Origin of the sequence: uncultured Olegusella sp. (genome assembly GCF_947253395.1) — a bacterium.
GTDB lineage: Bacteria > Actinomycetota > Coriobacteriia > Coriobacteriales > Atopobiaceae > Olegusella.
In genome coordinates this window covers 1-21277 of record NZ_CAMXYY010000001.1, presented here as the reverse complement: position 1 = coordinate 21277, position 21277 = coordinate 1, and the positions used below count along the sequence as shown (strand labels likewise).

18 protein-coding genes and 1 tRNA gene are annotated in these 21277 nt (G+C 49.5%); 5 read left to right on the top strand and 14 right to left on the bottom strand.

The window, feature by feature from the left end:
- Window positions 1–19 precede the first annotated feature (19 nt).
- From Q0X25_RS00095 to Q0X25_RS00080, 4 genes are all read right to left on the bottom strand, one after another.
- On the bottom strand, window positions 20–826 hold the full coding sequence (locus Q0X25_RS00095) for a Cof-type HAD-IIB family hydrolase (RefSeq protein ID WP_298578141.1): 807 nt from the start codon (window positions 824–826) through the stop codon (window positions 20–22).
- A 40-nt stretch (window positions 827–866) separates the two neighbouring features.
- Window positions 867–2390, bottom strand: coding sequence for a glycoside hydrolase family 32 protein (locus Q0X25_RS00090; protein ID WP_298578139.1), 1524 nt, complete (start codon window positions 2388–2390; stop codon window positions 867–869).
- Between the two features lie 57 nt (window positions 2391–2447).
- Window positions 2448–3398 (bottom strand): carbohydrate kinase family protein, encoded by a 951-nt coding sequence (locus Q0X25_RS00085; RefSeq protein WP_298578137.1) that lies wholly within the window; start codon window positions 3396–3398, stop codon window positions 2448–2450.
- A 91-nt stretch (window positions 3399–3489) separates the two neighbouring features.
- Entirely contained in the window at window positions 3490–5454 is a 1965-nt protein-coding gene (locus tag Q0X25_RS00080; protein ID WP_298578135.1) for a PTS beta-glucoside transporter subunit IIBCA, read from the bottom strand.
- A 467-nt stretch (window positions 5455–5921) separates the two neighbouring features.
- Here Q0X25_RS00080 and Q0X25_RS00075 point away from each other — a divergent pair, with 467 nt between their 5' ends.
- On the top strand, window positions 5922–6347 hold the full coding sequence (locus tag Q0X25_RS00075) for a hypothetical protein (RefSeq protein ID WP_298578133.1): 426 nt from the start codon (window positions 5922–5924) through the stop codon (window positions 6345–6347).
- Between the two features lie 134 nt (window positions 6348–6481).
- Here Q0X25_RS00075 and Q0X25_RS00070 read toward each other — a convergent pair whose 3' ends face one another.
- The 4 genes from Q0X25_RS00070 to Q0X25_RS00055 all read right to left on the bottom strand — a co-directional run bounded on the left by Q0X25_RS00070 (window position 6482) and on the right by Q0X25_RS00055 (window position 10585).
- Window positions 6482–7474 carry a LacI family DNA-binding transcriptional regulator gene (locus tag Q0X25_RS00070; protein WP_298578131.1) on the bottom strand — a complete coding sequence of 331 codons (993 nt, stop codon included), beginning with the start codon at window positions 7472–7474 and terminating at the stop codon, window positions 6482–6484.
- 9 nt (window positions 7475–7483) lie between these two features.
- Window positions 7484–8440, bottom strand: a complete 957-nt coding sequence (gene metA / locus Q0X25_RS00065) for a homoserine O-succinyltransferase (protein WP_298578129.1) — start codon at window positions 8438–8440, stop codon at window positions 7484–7486.
- Between the two features lie 120 nt (window positions 8441–8560).
- Complete coding sequence (locus Q0X25_RS00060; protein ID WP_298578127.1) at window positions 8561–10174, bottom strand: helicase HerA-like domain-containing protein; 1614 nt, start codon at window positions 10172–10174, stop codon at window positions 8561–8563.
- A 321-nt stretch (window positions 10175–10495) separates the two neighbouring features.
- Window positions 10496–10585: transfer RNA gene (locus tag Q0X25_RS00055), tRNA-Ser, on the bottom strand.
- Between the two features lie 139 nt (window positions 10586–10724).
- Here Q0X25_RS00055 and tadA point away from each other — a divergent pair.
- The 3 genes from tadA to Q0X25_RS00040 all read left to right on the top strand — a co-directional run bounded on the left by tadA (window position 10725) and on the right by Q0X25_RS00040 (window position 14619).
- The gene (gene tadA / locus Q0X25_RS00050) at window positions 10725–11198 is read left to right on the top strand and encodes a tRNA adenosine(34) deaminase TadA (protein ID WP_298578125.1); all 474 of its coding nucleotides are present in this window, start codon (window positions 10725–10727) and stop codon (window positions 11196–11198) included.
- A gap of 268 nt (window positions 11199–11466) precedes the next feature.
- Window positions 11467–13302: a magnesium transporter gene (locus Q0X25_RS00045; RefSeq protein ID WP_298578123.1), complete on the top strand. Its 1836-nt coding sequence runs from the start codon at window positions 11467–11469 to the stop codon at window positions 13300–13302.
- Between the two features lie 129 nt (window positions 13303–13431).
- Window positions 13432–14619 carry an Nramp family divalent metal transporter gene (locus Q0X25_RS00040; RefSeq protein ID WP_298578242.1) on the top strand — a complete coding sequence of 396 codons (1188 nt, stop codon included), beginning with the start codon at window positions 13432–13434 and terminating at the stop codon, window positions 14617–14619.
- Window positions 14620–14742: 123 nt separating this feature from the next.
- Here Q0X25_RS00040 and Q0X25_RS00035 read toward each other — a convergent pair whose 3' ends face one another.
- The 6 genes from Q0X25_RS00035 to serS form a co-directional block, all read right to left on the bottom strand.
- Window positions 14743–15621 (bottom strand): PRC-barrel domain-containing protein, encoded by an 879-nt coding sequence (locus Q0X25_RS00035; protein ID WP_298578121.1) that lies wholly within the window; start codon window positions 15619–15621, stop codon window positions 14743–14745.
- A 109-nt stretch (window positions 15622–15730) separates the two neighbouring features.
- Window positions 15731–16192 (bottom strand): YtxH domain-containing protein, encoded by a 462-nt coding sequence (locus Q0X25_RS00030; protein ID WP_298578119.1) that lies wholly within the window; start codon window positions 16190–16192, stop codon window positions 15731–15733.
- A gap of 87 nt (window positions 16193–16279) precedes the next feature.
- Window positions 16280–16996: a hypothetical protein gene (locus Q0X25_RS00025; RefSeq protein WP_298578117.1), complete on the bottom strand. Its 717-nt coding sequence runs from the start codon at window positions 16994–16996 to the stop codon at window positions 16280–16282.
- Between the two features lie 66 nt (window positions 16997–17062).
- Complete coding sequence (locus tag Q0X25_RS00020) at window positions 17063–18412, bottom strand: hemolysin family protein (RefSeq protein ID WP_298578114.1); 1350 nt, start codon at window positions 18410–18412, stop codon at window positions 17063–17065.
- Window positions 18413–18423: 11 nt separating this feature from the next.
- The gene (locus Q0X25_RS00015) at window positions 18424–19086 is read right to left on the bottom strand and encodes a hypothetical protein (RefSeq protein ID WP_298578112.1); all 663 of its coding nucleotides are present in this window, start codon (window positions 19084–19086) and stop codon (window positions 18424–18426) included.
- Between the two features lie 67 nt (window positions 19087–19153).
- Window positions 19154–20440, bottom strand: coding sequence for a serine--tRNA ligase (gene serS / locus Q0X25_RS00010; RefSeq protein WP_298578109.1), 1287 nt, complete (start codon window positions 20438–20440; stop codon window positions 19154–19156).
- A 240-nt stretch (window positions 20441–20680) separates the two neighbouring features.
- On the opposite strand from serS, the gene Q0X25_RS00005 reads away from it, so the two are divergent.
- Window positions 20681–20908, top strand: a complete 228-nt coding sequence (locus tag Q0X25_RS00005) for a DUF6724 family protein (RefSeq protein WP_298578107.1) — start codon at window positions 20681–20683, stop codon at window positions 20906–20908.
- The last annotated feature ends 369 nt before the right edge of the window (window positions 20909–21277 follow it).

Sequence of the window (21277 nt, the reverse complement as noted above, 5' to 3'; positions counted from 1 at the left end):
TTACGCTTAAATTGAGAGATTAAAGTTCAAAAAGTTGGACAAGGGTACGCGCGACACCAGATTCATCATTGGTCCACTCGATAACATCGGTCGCCGCTTCCTTTACTGCGGGCACCGCATTTGCCATAGCAAAACTCCTGCCAACAGCGTCAATCATATCTAAATCGTTATAGCCATCACCAAAAGCGACTGCGTCGTCAGTAAGCAAGCCAAAATGCTCACACAAACGAGCAACACCAGCCGATTTCGATGCGCGCTTACTCATGACTTCACAAAGCGTTGGGCTGGAACGCACCACATTGAGCTCGGGATAATGATCGCCCACGCTTTGCTCTGCTGCGCGGATATCATCAGGACTGCCCATCAACAAAAACTTATGGACACCTGTAGCAGCAAATATCCCCTCGATATCAGTTGATGCACGTACGCGAGCATGTATGAGTTTTTCTTCGTGTTTCACACGAGGATCGTCAGGATTGGCCACAACCCACTCATCAAATCCGTAGGTATTTACGCATATATTCGGTAAGCTCTTCGTAAGATAGGCATAAATCTCCCGTGCTTCGTCTATAGGGATGATTTCGCTTGCAAGAGTGCGCCCTATCTCGTCCAACACATACGCCCCTGAATAACACACAATCGGTCCGTCAAAACCCAAGCTCCGTTGAAAAGGACGGAGGCCTTGAGGTGGACGAGCAGACACCAAACATACAGGTACACCCATAGCAACGAGCGCTTGAACAACAGGCGCATCTGCTGCTATGGGCTGATGATCTTTATCTGCGAAAGTACCGTCAACATCAGAAAAAACAATTTTTGGCTTCACGGCTTAGCTCCTTATAGCGCAAACCTTAGCTATCTGGAGCTTACCCAACATTTGCAAAGCCAAAAGCACCCATCTCCCACGCCGAGTACTGGGCCTGTAAAGTTGATGTCACGTACAAGTTTTTAATATCGAGGGGATACCAGCGCGTAGTCATGGTCTTTTCCCCACCATTGATATAAATCTCAATGACCGAGGTATCCACCAAAATACGCAAATCGGTAACACGACCCGCACTGAGGGCAGAAAGTGGTAGACGACGGTTGGTACGCCAGCGCCCCGACGGACTTTGGAAGTCCAGCTCAAGCATATCCCCATGCAAGAAAAGTTCCAAATCAGAGCCAATAATCACACGACCCTCACCTTGGATAGCTTCAATTAACACGTCGGCTGTGCCATTGGGGAAGTATGCAGCTTGTGCACCTGTTACATCAAACATATCGCAGGTTGTTTGCGAGCCAACGTAGCCCGTCGCCCCAGGAGCTGCTTCTGCACTAAATTCCACAGGAGCCTTGCGCAGCGCCTCAGTTTCCTTAACAGGCCAAAAGCACACCCGACCTGCTTCATTCAGCGAAAGTTCACGTGGTAGAGTCAGCGTATGCATCCACTCGCGCGTTGGCGTCTCATACTGAAACTCGATGTCTGGCAGGCCAATCCAGCCTACGTAAAGCACGCGCCCCTGTTCATCTTCAAAAATCTGTGGACAATAAAAATCAAAACCATAATCCGTTTCGACAAAATCATTCTCATCAAAACAAGCATACGGTTCCGTTGCATCCATCTTGTCCGCATCTTGGCCAAGCAAATCAATGACCTTGCCATCCACAGAGAAGTAACCACAGTTGTGAATGTTTTGATACTTAAAAGGCTGCTTGGGAACACCTTGAGGGCAAACAAAGAGAAACTCTCGATTACCTAGGCGTGCTACATTAGGGCATTCCCACATGTAGCCAAAACCACTTTTGCTATAGGCCGTTGCTGAGCCTTCTAGCTCCCATGTATAACCATCGCTTGAGCGATAAAGCAAAACCGCACCACGGCTGTCCATTGTGCGTGCACCCAGCAACATGTGCAAAAAACCGTCCTGCTCCCATACTTTGGGATCACGCACATGATTGGAACAATAGGCGGGATAGCCCGCGTTGTCGAGCACGCAGACTTTCTTGCTAAAATTATTACCATCCTCAGAAATGACGAGATTCTCGTTGGCAAGACGTCCGGAAAAGTCATAGTCATAATCGCCAGGCTCAAGCACGTTGCCCGTGTAGTAGCACCACAGCTTGCCGTCTTTGACGAGTGCAGAGCCCGAGTAGGCACCATTGCGATCAAGCTCGCAATCAGGGCGAATCACCTCACCGTGGAAGGTCCAATTAATGAGATCGGTGCTTGTCCAATGACCCCAACCGTGACCCACTGCAGGCCATCTTGGTGTGTATTGGTGAAACCAATGGTACACACCATTGAGCTGTGACAAGCCGTTAGGGTCAGTCAAACCACCTGTTGGAGTTTGTAGATGGAATCTCAGGCGCCAATTGTGCTTGGGATCCCAGTTGATGTCTACAGCCATGATGCTCCTTTGCTTCGAATGTCGTGTGCATGCAGAAGGATTGGTACTCAGCAGAACTTAGGCAAGAAGCTCAAGTACCTTAGCACGCTCAGGCATCGCAGGGATACCTCCGCGTTTGCGCACACAAAGTGAAGCTTCCGCATTGCCCATACGAGCCATCTTTTTTGCGTCTTCAAGCGTAACGTCTGCCGGAGTCAAGCTGCTCTCTAAGAAGGCAGCAAGGAAGCCTCCCCAGAAGGCATCCCCCGCTCCCGTGGTGTCCACAACCTCAGTCTTGAACGGAGGAACCGTAGCTACACCGTCTTTGGTGCATACCAATGCACCTTCAGAACCTAGGGTTACACAGCATACATCGACCTTGCCTGACACAATCTTTTTTGCAGCCTCAGCAGGGTCCGCAATATCGGTTAATAACTCGCACTCATTGTCGCTCATTTTCATAATGTCTATGTAGGGCAACACAGCGCGCATTTGCTCTATGGCAGCAGAAACACTAGGCCAGAGGTTAGCACGATAATTGGGATCGTAGCTCATCACACAACCAGCAGCCTTGGCGGTCTCCAGTGCTGCAAAGGTGGCTGCACGCGCAGGTTCATCGGTCAATGAAAGCGATCCGATATGGAAGATTTTGCTCTCTTCGATAAGCTGGGTATTCACCTCTTCTGCAGCAATCTGCGTATCTGCTCCGGGCTTACGCGCGAAGGAAAAGGAGCGGTCACCTTGCTCATCAAGCGCAACAAAAGCCAGCGTCGTGAAGTAACGAGGGTCCACCAAAAGACCGTGCACATTAATATTGTTGGATACCATCGTGGCACGCAAAAACTCGCCATGCATATCGGCGCCAACCTTGCCCAAAAAAGCAGTTTGGTGTCCTAGACGCTGTAGTGCTACCAGCACATTTGCAGGAGCGCCGCCAGGATTGCGTTCAAAGAGTTTTTGACCAGCGTCAGAAATACCCGCATCCGTAAAGTCAATAAGTACTTCACCGAGGGCAATAACATCAATCATGACGTGCTCCTTTTTTTGAGTCCTTCATTCCAAGAAGGGGCAGTCGCACGCGGCGACCGCCCCAACAGTTGCTCATTCTTAGCTAAGCGCCTTACGCGAGCTCAATAAGCGGGGCACCAGCTTTGACCGTGCCACCAGTATGAGTGTTGATATTTTTGTACTCGTCGGTGTTGGTAATAATGACCATGGTCATCGAATCAAGGTTGGCAGCCTTAATAGCACCGAGGTCAACTTCCATCAGCAGGTCGCCCTTCTTGACTGCTGCACCCACGGTGGTATGCGGCGTAAAGGGAGCACCCTTGAGGTTGACGGTGTCAATGCCAATGTGAATCAAAATTTCTGCACCCTCATCGGAAAGCAGGCCGATTGCATGGCCAGTTTCAGCAAGGACAGTAATGGTGCCAGAAACAGGAGCGTACATTTTGCCATCGCTAGGAAGCACTGCTGCGCCATCGCCCATTGCTTTGCTAGCAAAAACAGGGTCAGATACCTGGTCGAGAGCGACTGCCTGACCTGCACAAGGAGTATAGATAACCTCAGCATCGGTGGGAGCAGTGACGCCTTGGTTGGACTGGGCAACACTTGCAGCAACTGCTGCGGTCTGGTTGGCAGCAGCCTGAGTGGAAGCTATAGCCTGCTCGGGCAGATTTTTGCCCTGCTTCTTTACATCAGCATCATCAGAGTAGATGGTCCAGGTGATACCAAAGGCAACTGCAAAGGCCGCAGCAAACATGATGATGTAGCCCACGGGATTTGCAATGCAAAGCAGGATACCAAAGATACCCGTAACACCAGTGCCAGATGCGGAAAGGTTGGTGAAGTAGCAAATCACGCAACCAACTGCAGAACCAACCATGCCTGCGGCGAAGGGCTTTACCTTGGGCAGGTTAACACCAAAGATGGCGGGCTCAGTAATACCAAGCAGGCAGGAGATGCCTGAGGGAATGGCCAACGCCTTGGTCTTGTCAGACCTCGTCTTAAGTGCAACAGCTAGGCAGGCACCACCCTGTGCAATGTTTGCCGCAGAGGCAAGAGGCAGCCAGTAGGTAACGCCATGCTGAGCAATCATCGAAACGTCGATAGCGGTATACATCTGGTGCAAACCAGTAACAACTGAGGGGCTGTAGATAAGGCCGATGATTGCATTACCAATACCCAAGGGCATAGCGAGCAACGCCATTAGCAGACCAAGGATTGCATTCTCAAGGTATACAAAGACTGGGCCGATGAAAAGAATGGTGATATAGGCGGCTGCAGCAACAGAGAGCAGTGGCGTCAGGAAGAGGTCAAACATCTCGGGAACAATCTTGTGGAGACGCTTCTCAAAGATACAAAGAATCCAGACACCAACAAGAATGGGGATAACGTGACCCTGATAGCCAACCCAGTCGATGTTATAGACGCCAGGGATAACATCAAAGCGAATCATCGAGCCATCAGCGATTGCAGATGATGCAGCATATGCGTTGATGAAGTCACCGCTGATAAGCAAGGCGCCCAGTGATGCGCCGAGATAAGGATTACCACCAAAGACGGTAGCAGCAGAAAAACCGAGAAGAATCTGCAGGTTTGCAAGTGCGCACGCATTAATCAGGCCTGCAATCTTCCAGTACACATTGCCTGAAAGGTCAACGCCTGGGAAGAGGAAGGGAATTGCTCCCATGATTCCCATGAGCATACCAGAAGCGACGATTGCAGGGATGATGGGTACAAATACGTCAGAGAGAACCTTGATGGCCGCCATAAACTTGTTTTGATTCTGGGCGGCAGCCGCCTTCACGTCAGCCTTGCTGGCTGCAGAGATGCCACCTTGGCTGGTAAATTCGTCATAGACTTTATCGACGGTGCCTGTACCAAAGATAATCTGCAGCTGACCAGAAGCCTCAAAGTTACCCTTTGCACCAGGGATATCTTCGAGTTTCTCCTTGTCAATTTTGCCGTTATCGGCAATTACGAGACGCAGACGGGTGGCGCAGTGGGCAGCAGACACGACATTTGACGCGCCTCCTATCGCCTCCAACGTAGCCCTTGCAGCCTCTTTGTAATCTAACGCCATATTTCCTCCCTTTTCCTGCAACAGAAAACTGTCTTAGGCTTGTGTGAAATCGTTCTCACAACTCCTTACCAGAGTAAACTGATGTCTTCACAAAGTGCACACCATTTGCCGAGCGCGTACGAACGGTAGTGTTTTTTCGGCGAATGGTAGGGTGTTCTCGCTTATCTCTTGTCAGAGCGGCATAACGTACGCCGCAACTCCTTGTTGTAAAAATGTTGATATCTGTATGTTGCTAGCGTCTAGCTGCTTCTCATATGAAAGCCCAAATAGGCACAATAATTTAGGCAGGTATAAAGGCTTGCAGGTATAAAGGCCTAGATTCTCCTTTTGCCGAGAAAAGATAACCACTTGCTACTTTTAAGATTGCATTTATACAAGCAAAATTTTTTATACGAAAATATTGTTATGCGAAAAAATAAATCGGTGATTGTCGGCGGACACAGAGCGTCAATGGAAGGGGTTGTATTATGCCAACTTCGAAAAAGCTTTCTCCTACCAGCTTAATCATCGGGCTTCTTGTCCTTTTACTCTGCGCCTCAACCGCACTACTTATACACTGGAAGAGCCAACTCAATACATACCAGCATGCAAAACTCGTAGGCACCTTTCAAAGTGGTGAAGGACCTCTTGATACAAATCAATATTTAGCGTTTGATCCCCAGGAAAGCAAAAGTTACTTTTATACCCAAGATGCAGCTCCTGAGCACTTTTTCAAAGAGGGGACCTATGAACACGCATATGGGCGCGTATATCTCATGAATACAGAAGGTGCTGACTCTGAACTGCTTCTTGCAAATAACGATGAACTATATCTAGTAAAAGACAATCAACTCATCTTGTTTAAGCGCATTTCAGATAGCTGTAGCATCATTGGAGTAGATCAAAGTAAATAATTGCATACGCAGGAGGCACTAACTTGTGCTGTTGCTTTTAATACCGCTGGTTTCATAGGGCATATGTGCACGAAACAAACGGTATTTTGCGGCAAATTTAAGAATTTCTAATAGTCTAGATAAGAACCACTGTCTCAATCAGGGCGCTGGGTGGAGTCCCCCAAAACAAGCTTGAAACCCATCTTGGTTTCGCGCGGAGCTGCTTCGCCTTGCTCCATTGCCTCAAGCAACATGCGCGCTGCCTCAACGCCACTCGTGCGATAGTAGTAATGAGCCGTGGTCAAACTGGGACTAACTACTTTAGCGAGGGTAGAGTCTCCCAGACCGGTCACGCGGATATCGTCTGGCACCTTGTAGCCCTTGTTGCGCAAATAGGTCAGAGCGCCTGCAGCAATCTCGTCGGTTGCACACACAATTGCATCGGTTTCGGGATGGGCTTCCATGATTTTGGTGGCACAGGTATAACCAGACCACGCGTTAAATTTTCCTTGTTCAATCGGCGCTGCTGCCACATCAAAACCCTGATGTTCGATAGCATCAAGAAAGGCTTTGCGGCGCAAATAACCTGTAGCATAGTCCCGCTCGGGAACCGCGATATAGGCAGGATGACTACTTCCTACTGTGCAGCACAAAGTGAGATCGTAGACGCTGTTGTAATCGTCAAAGTAAATACAGTTAACACCCGTGACATGCTGGCCCAACACTACCAAAGGCAGTTGGAGATCTTTAAAAAACTCTTTATGCTCATCCGTGATAACGGTACCGATAAGAATGATGCCATCGCTTTGACCTTGCTCAACAAAGGACTTGAGATAGGAAAGTTCGCTATCCACATCACCATCAGTGTTGGCAAGCACAGTGCTGTAACCCGAAGCGCTCAGAACAGAGGTGATGCCTGCAACTTCACGTGCAATGGATTCGGAACTAATTTTAGGAATGATGACATCTACAAAATGCGTCTTGCCAGTACGCAGAGTGCGTGCCTGTTGGGAGGGCACATATCCTGTCTGCTCGATAACACGAGCAATACGCTCACGCTTTTCCTCACTGACATAGCCATCATTGAGATAGCGCGATACTGTGGCTCGCGAAACATTTGCCAGCTGGGCAATCTCATTGATGGTCATACCTACTCCTTAGAACTTCTCGGTGTGCCGCACCTGAAGCTCATGGATTACCTCAGGAATACGCTCAGGCTCATATGGTGTCATCTGATAAACCCAGTTAAGCCAGTTGCGGTACAGCAGATTGGCATGAGCGCGCCAGGTAAAGATAGGTTGCCGCTCGGGATCATCGTCAGGAAAGTAGTTCTCAGGCAGACGGATAGGCAAACCCTGATGGAAGTCACGCCAATACTCATCAGCTAGCGTATCACGGCCGTACTCAAAGTGACCTGTGACATAAATCTCATGAAAGCTTGGTGAAGCAATAAGAGCAGGACCCGAACTAAATCCCTCAGAAAGCACGTGAAGCTTGGGGTGCTGAGCCAACTCACCCACATCGATAGCAGCGTGACGAGAGTGGGGCATGTAATGCACCTCATCAAAGCCATTGGTAAGGAAGCTATATTCATCACAAAGTCGCTGTGGGAATACGCCAAAAAGTTTGGCCCCTAGCTGACGCTTGGGAATTTTATAGAGATGATAAAGACCCGCAAGGGCACCCCAACACAAAAAGAGAGTGGAAAAGACGTGCTCCTGACTCCAATCGATGATTTCGCAAAGCTCATCCCAGTAGTCCACATCTTCATAGGCCATCTGCTCCACGGGAGCACCTGTAATAATAAGACCGTCGTAATTCTTATCCCGAAAGGCATCAAAGGTATCGTAAAACTTAACCAGGTGATCCGCTGAGACGTGTGTGGACTTATGAGTTGACACGCGCATAAAGTCGCAGTCTACCTGTAGGGGTGTCTTTGAGATAAGGCGTAAGATTTGCGTCTCGGTCTCAATCTTGGTGGGCATAAGGTTGAGGATGGCCACCTTAAGTGGACGGATATGCTGAGCGTCCGCAATCTCTTCTTCCAATGCAAAAATATGCTCTTCATGCAAAGTCTTTTTGGCAGGAAGTCCATCTGGAATATTAATAGGCATGGGTGGTTCCCCTCGCAATGTACAAAATATCAGCAATCATTGGCTCGCACCTAACGCACAGGCTGTCACACTGTAACGCAAACGCGTGACTTTTATAAGACGAAACTGCCATTTTGAGGCTTAAAAAAGGCCCTTCTTCAAGCTTCCCAGCAAACCCCGAGTCAACGTTGTTGCAGCAGTACGAGCAACAGAGACGCCAATACTTGCAATTTGCCGCTGGCGTCGCTCAGCCTCGCGCTCTGCTTTGGCCGCTGCTTTCTCTGCCGCCTTTTGCGCTTCCCGAGCTTGACGCTCCGCCTCTCGCTGGGCTTCTCGAGCTTGACGCTCTGCTTCGCGCGCGGCTTCACGCTCTTGCCGTGCCTCTTCTTTTGCTCGCTCACGCGCAGCTTTTTCCTCTTGAGCAGCAGCAAGCTTTTCTTTTTGCGCGTCTTCTACTGCTTGGATCTCAGCTGCTATCTTGGCGTTGAGCAATTCATAGGCGCTCTCGCGATCAATGGCTGTGCCATATTTCGTGGCAAAAGGTGAATTTGCGGTCAGATAACTATGATCGGCAGCGGGAGCCGCCGCCATTGAGCACCCTGGCGCAACAATATAAGCACGCTCGACAACCTCAGGAATACCCTTGGCATCCAAAACGCTAAGCAGAGCTTCGCCTGTACCAAGTTCACCGATGACTTTGGAGGTATCGAATGCTGCATTTACACGGAAGCTTTCAGCCGCAGCCTTAACTGCTCGTTGCTCGGCAGGAGTGTATGCTCTGAGTGCATGTTGTACGCGATTCCCAAGTTGCGCAAGCACCGTCTCGGGAATATCAGCAGGGCTTTGGGTAATCATCCATACGCCTACACCCTTGGAGCGGATGAGCTTAACTACCTGCTCAACTTTTTGAACAAGCGCGCGCGGTGCATCATTAAAAAGCAGGTGCGCCTCATCAAAGAAAAAGACCATCTTGGGCAGAGGAGCATCCCCAAGCTCGGGGAGACGTTCGTAGAGTTCGGAGAGCATCCAAAGTAAGAAGGTCGAATACAGCAGCGGAGACTGTACGAGATGCACGGCATCTAAAATGTTGACAAACCCATGCCCATCAGCATCAGCGCCAATCCAATCAGCAATATCAATAGCTGGTTCACCAAAGAAGCTTGTACCACCCGCATCTTCTAGCTGCAGCAACGCACGCTGAATAGCGCCCACACTTGCACTGGACACATTTCCGTAGGCAAGCTTGAGCTCGTCTGCATGTTCGCCCACCCAGCCAACCATAGCGCGCAGATCTTTGAGATCCAGCAGTAGTAACCCACGGTCATCTGCCACATGAAAGGCAATATTGAGCACGCCTTCCTGCACATCGCTAAGCCCCAACAAGCGTGAAAGCAAGAGGGGACCCATCTCGCTGATAGTAGTGCGCACGGGCACGCCCTGCTTGCCATAGATATCCCAAAAATGCACGGGGCTTGCATGGAAATCAGGAGTTGGGACACCCGTTTGTTTGCAGTGCTCAGCAAGCTTTTCGCTCATCTCGCCTGCAACCGCCATACCAGATACATCACCTTTGATATCAGCCAAAAACACTGAAACGCCTGCGTCAGATAGGCTCTGAGCGATTGCTTTGAGGGTTACTGTCTTACCTGTGCCCGTAGCCCCTGTGATAAGGCCATGGCGATTGCACATTTCGGGAAGCAAGTAGACAGGTCGGGTACCTTGTGCAAGCAAAATCTTGCCTTCGCTGGTATACATATTGCTTCCTTTCGCCTCTCAAACCTGTGTATCGCTTATAGCCATACGCAGCTTGGATCTGTGCTTCATACGAGCTTGTGCGCTGCTCGAACCTGCGTGTTACTTAAAACCTGTGTACAACTCATGCCGTGCTTCATTCAAATCTGTTGGTCGCCCAACGCAATAGCCGTTTACATATATGGTGCAACCAAAGCTGCGTTCAAAACTAAGAATATAGTAAAGAGTGTATATCTAGTTGCGCTTTCTAGGCACAAGGGCACTTTTTTGCCTAGACGCAACGAGCTCCAAAAAACCCCGCCAGGTAGACGGGGTTGAATATGCTGGCGGAGGGAGAGAGATTCGAACTCTCGGGACGCAAGCGCGCCCGACGGTTTTCAAGACCGTTGCATTCAACCGCTCTGCCATCCCTCCAAAGGATGTGCACTATCCTAGCGCAAGAGCTTTTTGCGTGTGTGCGACACAGGGCTAGCACTAATAATTGCTGCACATTGAGCGCATTAGCTACATTAGTACACATAATAAATAGCGTCATAGCAACGTAGGAGCAAAAATGAGCGAGATTGACGAATACTGGATGCGTATTGCTCTTGAAGAAGCTGCTGTTGCAGCACAAGAAGGCGAGGTGCCCATCGGTGCTTGTGTCGTCGCAGATGACGAGCTCATTTCACGCGCTCACAACCGTCGCGAGACAGATGCTAACCCCGCAGCACATGCAGAATTTCTTGCTATGGAAGAGGCAGCGCACAAGCTTGGCTGCTGGCGCCTCACGGGTTGTACCGTCTATGTAACTTTAGAACCTTGTTTTATGTGCGCTGGCCTGATGATTAACTCTCGCATTGATCGTTGCGTCTATGGGGCTGCTGACCCCAAAGGCGGTGCTCTTGGCACGCTATACGATCTAAGTAATGATGCACGTCTCAATCATGCTTTTGATGTAACTACTGGTGTTTGCGCTGCAGAATCGGCACAACTGCTCAGAGATTTTTTTCGGAACAGGCGCAAAAAAAATAATATACATTGCTAAACCAGATGCCTAATTTCTGTCATATCCAATTTTTTTGCATGCAAACACGGTAAAGCGTGCATTTTGCGCTAACGGTCTAAAATCGGCGTGTACAATACCTTGTGCAAAACAATTTGTGCCGTCGTGCGCACAGATAGAAAGGTCATCGATGAAACCTCGACCTCACAGTCGATGACTCCAAGGCGTCCTTGCTGGTCACACCTTGGGGTGCCACTCATTGGCAGCAGCCGTTGAGCCCCGCTGCCCCAACCAGCTAAGGAGTCCTCTTATGATTTATCTTTCCCAAATGGTGGGAAACCCTGTATACGACCTCGAAGGTGAGCAGATTGGTCGCGTCAACGACCTTGGCATTGCTACGGGTGAGGTGTTTCCTCGCGTTACTAGTCTCGCAATCATTGGACCAGGAAAAACCCCTTTTATGATTTCCTGGCGCAAGTATGTTGACAGCTTTGATGAATCTGAAGTACGTCTGAAGGTTATCAAAACGGATATTCGCTTCTCGTATCTCCAACCCAATGAGGTTCTTATTGCGCGCGATCTCTTGGATAAACAAATTGTAGATACTCGCGGTATGCGTGTTGTCCGCGTCAACGATCTTAAGTTCTCAGATACCAGTTCCTCCCAACTACGACTGCTGGGTGCTGAGGTAGGTGTGCGCGGTATTTTGCGTACTCTCTCCCCTCACCTCGAGTCTATAGCCCTCAAACTAGCAAAAACTTTTGGCAAGTCCTTACCTGAGCGCATCATCGCTTGGAACTACATGAACCTGCTTGACCGCGACTTATCGGATGTAAAGCTTTCGGTGTCTCACAAGACACTTGACGATATGCACCCTGCCGATATTGCAGATATCATTGAGCGCCTCGATCCACGTCTGCGTGGTCAAGTTTTTGCCCAGCTTGATGATGAGCAGGCTGCCGACGCTATGGCAGAAATAGATGAGGACAAGGCTGCCGAGATTATGGGCGACCTTGATGAGCGTTCAGCATCGCGCATGCTATCTGAGATGGACCCTGACGACGCGGCTGAGCTCGTGAGTGAGCTTGATTACGATAAGGCAGAAAAGCTTCTTGCCCTAATGGGCATCAAGGAACAAAAGGCGGTACGTCAGCTATTAGGATATCGCGAGGATACCGCTGGACGTATCATGACTTCAGAATTTCTCTCGCTACCTGAGGATGCAACCGTTGCTGAAGCAGTAGAGGCGATGCGCGGACTTGATGAGGACTTTGAAACCATTCGATATCTTTATGCCGAAGATGAGGAAGGCTTGGTCACAGGTGCCATCTCACTCAATGATCTCATTGTTGCAACTGAGGGTACTCATCTCAAAGATCTTGCTTCCGATGAGCTCATCACTGCCAACCCCGATGACGACCAGGAAGATGTTGCCGAAGGTATTGCCAAATATAATCTCCTTGCAATGCCTGTGGTGGATGACAAGGGCAAGATGTTAGGTGTTGTCACCGTTGACGATGCGCTGGATGTTTTGGAAGAAGAGCATGCCGAAGACCTGCAAATTGCTGGTGCTCCGCGTAGCGACACAAGCGACCGTCCGCGCGACCTCTTCATTATGTTTGTACGTAACCTTTGGCTTCCTTTTTGGATTGCAGGTATTGTTGCCTGTATTGCGCTTTTTGGTGAGAGTTTTGGCGTGCCCGCTGCACTTGCATCGGCAACCGTCTTGCCCGCAGCGCTTATGCTCGCCGATGCCGCTGCGAGCTACGCAACGAACTTCTTTTTAAGGTACAACTCTGATGATGAAGATAGCCCTTCTGTTGTGGGCTTCTTCCTCAAAGGCATCGCAATTGGAGTGCTCTTTGGTGTGGTGTTAATAATAACAAGCGGTCTTTTGCTGCCTGCGCTTCATCTATCTCATGAATTTGCAATGCTTGGTGATGCCGTAGGTCATAGTTTTATTGCAGGTGCGGGCACGGTTATAGCGTCTTTTGCACTCTCGCTTGTTTGGCTGCTTATTTTGCGGCACCGCGATAACAAAAACAAGGAGACCTCGGGGCTTGCGTTGAGCATAGCTGCGCTCAGCGCGGCACTCATTATATTCCTCGCCTTCATCAATGTGTGCGGCGTAGGAATTGCGGGGTAGCGTATGGCAGAAGCTATCAAGCAAAACAAAAAATTACCGCAGAATCTCTCTGGCGAAGCCGCCGAGCCAAGCGCTCAGAACGAAGCCGCAAGCAAAAACAAGGCTGGTGTTGCGGCAATTCTTGCTGCTATGGGCCCTGGCATACTTACTTCACTTGCAGGTATGGATGCGGGTGGTATTGCCACCTTTTCGACTGAAGGTGCAAGTTATGGCTTTGGGATGCTTTGGTCGATTCCCATCACCTGCCTGTTATTGATGGTGGTACAGGAAACCTCAGCACGTATGGCCTGTATCACTGGCAAGGGTTTTGCAGCTCTTGTGCGTGAGCGTTTTGGTATCCGCATCTCGGCGCTCGCTATGGCAGCAACCATCATCTCTAACTTTGCCGTTACCCTATCCGAGTTTGCAGGTATCGCCTCAGGAATGCTGCTTTTTGGTGTGCCCCTGCAGTTTTCGGTACCGGTAGCTGCCGTTGCCTCTTGGTTACTTGCAATGTCAGGGTCCTACCGTCGTATCGAAAAAATCCTACTGACTATTTCCTGTGTTTTTGTAACCTACATCATCGCTGGTTCCATCGCTTGTAAAGACTGGGGTGGAGCACTTGCCAGCACAATCATTCCGCAGATGTCGGGAGATCCTGCCTACATCTCACTATTGGTTGCCAGTATTGGTACTACCATCTCTCCTTATATGATCTTTATGGTCTCAAGCAACGTGGTCGAGAAAAACCTCGATGCTAGCGATATCCCTGGTCAGCGCGCTGATAATATCTCTGGTGCCCTTGTTTCACAAATTATTGCTTGGTTTATTGTGCTCACCACCGCAAGCGTTTTGCCTCTAGGCACACCTGTTAATGACGCAGCAAGCGCTGCTGCGGCACTGGTGCCTTTTGCTGGTCGCTATGCCATGGTGATGTTTGCGGCTGGCCTTGTAGGAGCATCGTTTTTGGCAGCCTGTGTACTTCCTGGCATTACCGCAAGCGCTGTATGCGAGGCTTTTGGTTGGGAGCGGGGAGCCGACCGTAGCTGGGCAGAAGCCCCCACGTATCGCGGCATTATTACAGCGATTACTCTCCTTTCTGCTGGCATCGTTTTGATTCCTGGTGTCAATCTCTTTGGCATCATGATGGCCGCACAGGTTATCAACGGCGTACTCTTGCCTGTTTTGCTTCTTTGCATGGTAAATATTGCAAGCGACCGCCACATCATGGGCAACCATGTCAGTAGCAAGGCGTGGACACTTTTGACGTGGTTTACCATTATTACGGTCATCGTTTTAACGGCAATAATGTTTGCGCTACAGGCAGCAGGTGTATAGCACCCCCACAAAACTACGACCACAGGCCTTGTTGGGCAGAAAACTATGCTTCTTCTTCAGGCTAAAACACACGCAGCTCTTTGGGGGCTGTCACCTGACGGCATGTGCAAATCATAGTCGTCTTTATTTAGATGATTTTTTATATTCGTCAGCAAATGAGCCAAACATCGAACCAAATTTGCCTAGTTGACGACCTACTGCACGAGCAGCTTTACCGCTGGATTTTTTATCCGACGTACGCGTATGAGAAGCCTTTTTCTCTTTAGAGGATTTTTCGGTAGCAGCAAGCGACTCTTGCGTCGCACGCTTGGTTTGACCAATCATCTTTCCGAGAGCATGAGAGCCTTTATCTACCGCCTGAGTTGCTTCTTTACCTAGGCGTTTACCTGCTTCCTGTGCCGCCAAACTTGCGCGAGCTGTCGCCTCACCCGCCTGGGCAGCAAGGCCGCCATTAAGTCCTAAATGCGCTGCTTCCTCATCAACAATCATGAAACCTTTTTGATAACCACGGAGCATCTCAAGAGGGATTTCAACGGACCCCACCAAAGAACGTGCCGTGCCACCGTCACCTACAAAAAAAGTTTTAACCGCCCCGGTGTGCTCGTCAAAGGCGATGTCGTTGGCATAACCCAACTCACGACCCGTATTGGTCTTAACATCCATGCCTTCCCAGAGAATGCAGTTGTCCCAATCAAGACCTAAGCGGCTCCGCGCCTTATCATCAAAACTTTCCATTACCCGCGTGGCATAGATACCGTCTGCGTAAAACTCACAGGAGTCCAGCGCCAAAAAAACGTCCTCACGTTTAAACATCATCGCCACGTCGCGACGTTTAACCAAAAACCCCACTAGGCGCTTGCCGCCAGGCGCAAATACCGCCATATGAACCTTGCCCATGCGCAAAGGTTTTTTGTCGGAGGCATTTTCGGGCGTCGTCAATTTTCCGCGTTCATCGCGAGGAATATAAACTGCCGTGTTGTACAGCTTGTTTGCCTGAAGCATGAGGTCTCCGTTCAAAAGTACACATCAAAGCAAATGGAGAAAGGGACACCATCGCTCGACAGTGTCCCCAATTATTTATAAAGCAAAACGTAAAGTACTATCTAGCTGTTTACTCGGTGTCATCCTCTTTGGAGTCCTCGTCCTCAGAAACTACCTCAATGTGAACACCCTCGGCAGCAGCCTCGGCCTCAGCAGGCATATCCGCTGCGGCAGCAACCTTGTCCTGAACAGTATGCATGACATCCTGAACCTGCTCAGAGGTGCTGCTTACAGCGCTGGAGAGTGAATCGCGAATCTGGTCCATGCGTTGACGAGCCAAATCAACCTTGGCACGCAGTTCATCTGTTGCAGCTCCTGGATCAGCCTTGGTGCTTGCCATCTTCTCGTTGACAATGCGAGCACCGCGCTCATAGGAATCAACAGCGGTATCCCACACATCGTTAACCGCATCGGCTGCCATAGCGCGGCTTTCGGCACCCGTACGGGGAGCCAGCAAAACACCAGCAGCAAAGCCGGCAGCAGCCCCAACGAGGGTTCCGCAGAGAAGACTTGCAACGTTTTTAGCACTCATGGAAGTTCCTCCTGTCAGTAAGCCCCCCTCGGGACTTATTCTCAAACTCCAGAACAAGTATACCCGCGTTGGGGTAAATCCGTAGCCTTAACGTAAAATCCGAGGTTCAGGCATTGAGTCAAGCAAATCGTCAGCAGAGGTATTTGGCTGCTCTGCAAGTTCTGCTTCCTCATCTTCCTCTAGCTCAAGCTCAGGCTCCTCATCATCCATCGCTTCAAGCTCTGCATCCTCATCTTCTTCTAACTCAGGATCCACGTCGTCCATAGTTTCGAGTTCTTCTTCCACAGACTCCGACTCATCCTCACCAACATACTCATCTTCATCTGCTGTATCGAGGCTCTCAACCATAGCAATCAGACCCCGAACTGTTGCCTTAACATCGGGCTTGGGATCTGAACCATCGGTGTATGCCCATTGTAATAACCAAGAAGCGCTCACCAGAGCTCCTGCAACCAAAACGTCATCTGTACAAACGAGCTCAATGTCCCAAGCACGCGAATCATCGGCTACCGCAAAGGTGCGGCCCGAGAGCGTATCTCCTGCGATATCAGTCTGTGCAAGCAGCTCTACTGTTGTATGCTCCAAAAGGTGTGCGAGCTCGGTATTGCCCATCACATCCTTGAAAGTTTTGCTGCTATCACCCAAGCACACATGATCAACAATGTGTGGAAGCAGGTAGTACACACGAGCAGTACCTTCAAGGTCGTCGCTCGTCATCAGAGGGGCATCATCAGCAAGATGCACACGCGCAGTAAGCTTGCGCGGACCTACCTCGACTCGCGTAATCTCAAAGAACTGTGACATATCGTCTCCTCGCTATTTCTGATATCTCTGCGCTACTGCCTCAGCGCTCGGTATCTATCTCTCTCGTTATTGTAGTGCTTGGGCTGTGCTCTCATCGGCCGAGCTAGCTATCTTGCCGTCAACGGAAGTGTCTTTTTGTGGAGCCTTAACGCGCAACATTGAGACGCGGCGCCCTCGCGTAGATTGCACGCGGAAGACATAGCCTTCAAGTTCGAGCGTCTCACCAGGATGAGGCAGACGATCGAATTGCTCGATAACAAAACCTGCGATGGTCTCATACTCCTCTGAGTCTTCAATAGGCCAGCCCAAATCAGCGGCATCCTCAATGGAAAAACGACCATCTACCAGCCATTCATTTTCACTCAGCTGCGTTAGATATTTGTTGTCGGGATCAAACTCGTCTTCAATCTCGCCAACAACTTCTTCAACTATGTCCTCAACAGTAATCACGCCCGCCGTGCCACCATATTCATCCACAACAATGACCATTTGATCGTGACTAGATTGCATCTCAGAAAGAAGCGGAATAATGTCTTTCGTATCGGGCACAAAATTTGCCGAACGGATAAAACCCGAGATAGGTTCATCTGTAGCAGACTCATCAATAATAGGTTCAATAATATCTTTGATGTGTGCAATGCCAACGATGCGATCAACTGTATCGTGATACACGGGGACGCGAGAGTAGCCTGTACGGCGCATGACCTTGAGCACTTCGCGCAGGCTCGTCGTATCCTCAAGCGCTGTCATGTCTACACGCGGCACCATAACCTCACGGGCAATGGTATCGCCCAGGTCGATAACCTCATGAATCATCGACTTTTCTTCTTCGGTGAGCTCGTCGGAATCGGTGACCATATAGCGAATCTCTGCTTCCGAAACATCGAGACGGTCATCGGTGGATTTGATACCAAAAGCAGTTGCAAGCCCATTGGCAGAAGCCGAAGTAAACCATACAAGCGGTTTTACCAGCTTGGCAAAGCCATTAAGAAATCCGACCACACTTTTGGAAACCCCTACAGCATTTGCCATGGCTATGCGCTTGGGCACCAACTCACCAACAACAATGGAGAGATAAGAAACCAGCAGGGTGATAAGAACGGGTGATAAAACTCTCGCAGTGGATGCTACAAGCCCACGATCCACCAACCAAGCTGCAAAGGGTGCAGACAGATTGGTTGCCGCAAAAGCAGAGCTCGCAAAACCCACCAGCGTAATAGCCACCTGAATAGCAGCCAAAAAATCGCCCGGTTCCTCAATGGTCTTGGAAACCTCAGCTGCACGCTTGTCGCCCTCTTCTGCCTCATGGTCAAGCACGGCTTTTTTAGCAGTCGACAGAGCCATCTCTGACATCGAGAAAAACCCATTGACAAGCGTTAAAAGAATTGTGACAAAAATACTCAGCGCAATATCCATATAGGGGGCCTCTAGTTCAAAGGAACGATGTTATCGGAGTCCTTAAAAATGTGATTAGCGGGAACAAAGCCGCGCACACGCGATAGTGGATAAATACGCGAATGCGCACCAATAACCGTACCAGGATTGAGGACGCTATTACATCCCACTTCAACCCAATCACCCAATATGGCACCAAATTTGTGTAGACCAGTTGCGATTTGCTCGTCGCCTGCCTTGACCACCACGTTGCTGCGATCGCTTTTAAGGTTGGAGGTAATGGCACCTGCGCCCATATGAGCGTGCCAACCCAAGATGGAATCACCCACATAGTTGTAATGAGGAACTTCTGCATTATCAAAAATGATGACATTTTTGAGTTCTGAGGAATTGCCTGCCACAGAACCTTTGCCCACAATGGCGCTCGTTCTCACAAAGGCACAGTGGCGCACCTGTGCCTCATGATCAATGATGGTCGGACCCCCCAGAAAAGCAGAATCAAACACCTTGGCATCGCGAGCGACCCATACATGCTCTGTAATCTGCTCGTATTCACTGCTTGGCAAAGTGGGGCCCAACTCAAGAATAAAGTCCTTAATGCCTGCAAGAGCCTCCCAAGGACAGTCAAACTTTGCCAGATAATCTCCCGCAATACTATGAGACAAATCGAACAGGTCCGAAATGCGAGCTTGCATTTTGGGTTCCTTTCCCTCTTTCCTTACCACTTACAAAGATCTACGGTGCTCAAAGCTTAAATAACGACTACTCCTCAGGCTTAATAACTTCAAGTCCACCCATATAAGGACGCAGCGCCTCGGGAATCGTAATGGAGCCATCGGGGTTTTGGTAGTTTTCCATAATGGCTGCCATAGTACGACCAACAGCAAGGCCAGAGCCGTTAAGGGTATGAACAAAACGTGTACCCTTAAACTCCGCCGGATCTTTATAGCGAATGCCAGCACGGCGAGCTTGAAAATCCCAGCAGTTAGAACAGCTAGAAATCTCTTTATAGTTGTTATAGCTCGGCAGCCACACTTCAATGTCATAGCATTTACGAGCAGAAAATCCAATATCTCCTGTGCAGAGAGTCACCACATGATAGGGCAAACCGAGCAGCTGCAAAATTTGCTCTGCTTCCTTAACCATAGATTCCAGCTGATTCATAGAGTCTTCGGGGCGCGCAAATTTGACCATCTCTACCTTGTCAAACTCATGCACGCGGATGATGCCACGAGTATCGCGGCCAGCAGAACCCGCTTCTTCACGGAAGCATGGTGTAAAAGCGGTGTACCACAGGGGTAATTTAGAACCATCCAAGATTTCACCGCGGTGAATGTTGGTAAGCATAACCTCAGCGGTAGGAATCAGATACATTCCACCCGAAACGTGAAAAAGATCCTCATCAAATTTGGGTAGCTGACCGGTGCCAAAAAGCGAGTCATAGTTGGTCAGAACAGGTGGCCACCATTCCTTAAAGCCCGCCTTTGCATGAGTTTCTAGCATGAAGTTGATGAGTGCACGCTCCATACGAGCGCCCATGCCACCCAGCAAATAAAAGCGTGAGCCAGCAATTTTGACACCGCGATCAAAATCGATCATACCCAGCTCGGGACCCAAATCCCAGTGAGCTTTGGGGGTAAAGTCAAATTGCGTTGGCTCTCCCCATTTGCGGACCTCAGGGTTGTCGGAGTCATCCTTACCATAGGGAACGCTGGGGTCGGGAATATTGGGGATAGCGGCAAGCAAGTCAAAGAGCTGCTTTTCCACATCCCCACGATCTTCATCGAGTTTTGCAATACGCTCCTTGTTTGCAGCAACAGCTGCTTTAGCGGCTTCGGCCTCTTCGCGCTTTCCTTCGCGCATAAGAAGACCGATTTCCTTGGAACGCGCATTACGATCTGCCTGTAAGCCTTCAACCTCAGAAATAAGAGAGCGGCGTTGCTCATCCAATTCAAAAAACTTTTCGCGGTCCCAGTAAGCATTCTGTCTATCTGCGCAAGACTTATCTACCGCGTCAGGATTTTCACGAACAAATTTGATGTCGAGCATCGTGTCCCTCTCGTCCTTCTGTTTCTTGCAAACTCAAAACTGCGAGCCTGTATCTCTCGTGCAACGTTGCAGCCAACAACCTAGCGATAAAGCCGCGCTATGCTGTCGTGGCATATTCTTTCCAAGTATATACTTGTAGGCGTCCAGCACGTCTATGGGCATATATGCTAACAACGACAACATGCGATTTATACGAGTAGATAACAGATTTTGAGCTGTTTTGACATAGGAGGTTATTCCATGGCTGCCATTTCTCAGTTTTTTACTTGGCTCTTTAACGACAAGGTCGGGGTAATCTGTCTGCTTTTGGGTGGCGTGCTGCTTTTCTTCATCATTGCGTGGTTTCTTGAATCCAAAACGCGCAAGCAGTACTTCAATCATGCCAAAAGCAAGGACGACTGGAACCTTTTTGACGACGATGATGATTCCGAGAGCGGTTGGTCTGCTTTTGATGAGGATAATAAATAGGCCCTCGAGCTGCGTATATTCATAAATCCTACAGCTGACAAGCAGGCCGTCCCAATCTAAAGCTGGAACAACTGAGGGTAGAGCGTGCGAGAAAAGCACGTGTCCGCACTTTCAACGCGTCTTGTAGCGGTGTATCGTGTATCAGAAGCCACATTGCATTTCACGTCAGCTGCCAAACGCCACGTTCTACTTCATACCGTTTCACTCCGTCTGCCAGAAGCCACGTTCTACTTCACTTTTTTAGCCAAAAGCCACGTTTCATTTCACGCAGAAAAAATCTACCTGGGCAAACGTCAGGCCCTTTGAAATAGAATGTGGCTTTTGACATTTTTTCTGAAACAGAACGTGGCGTTTGGCAAGCAGGGCCGC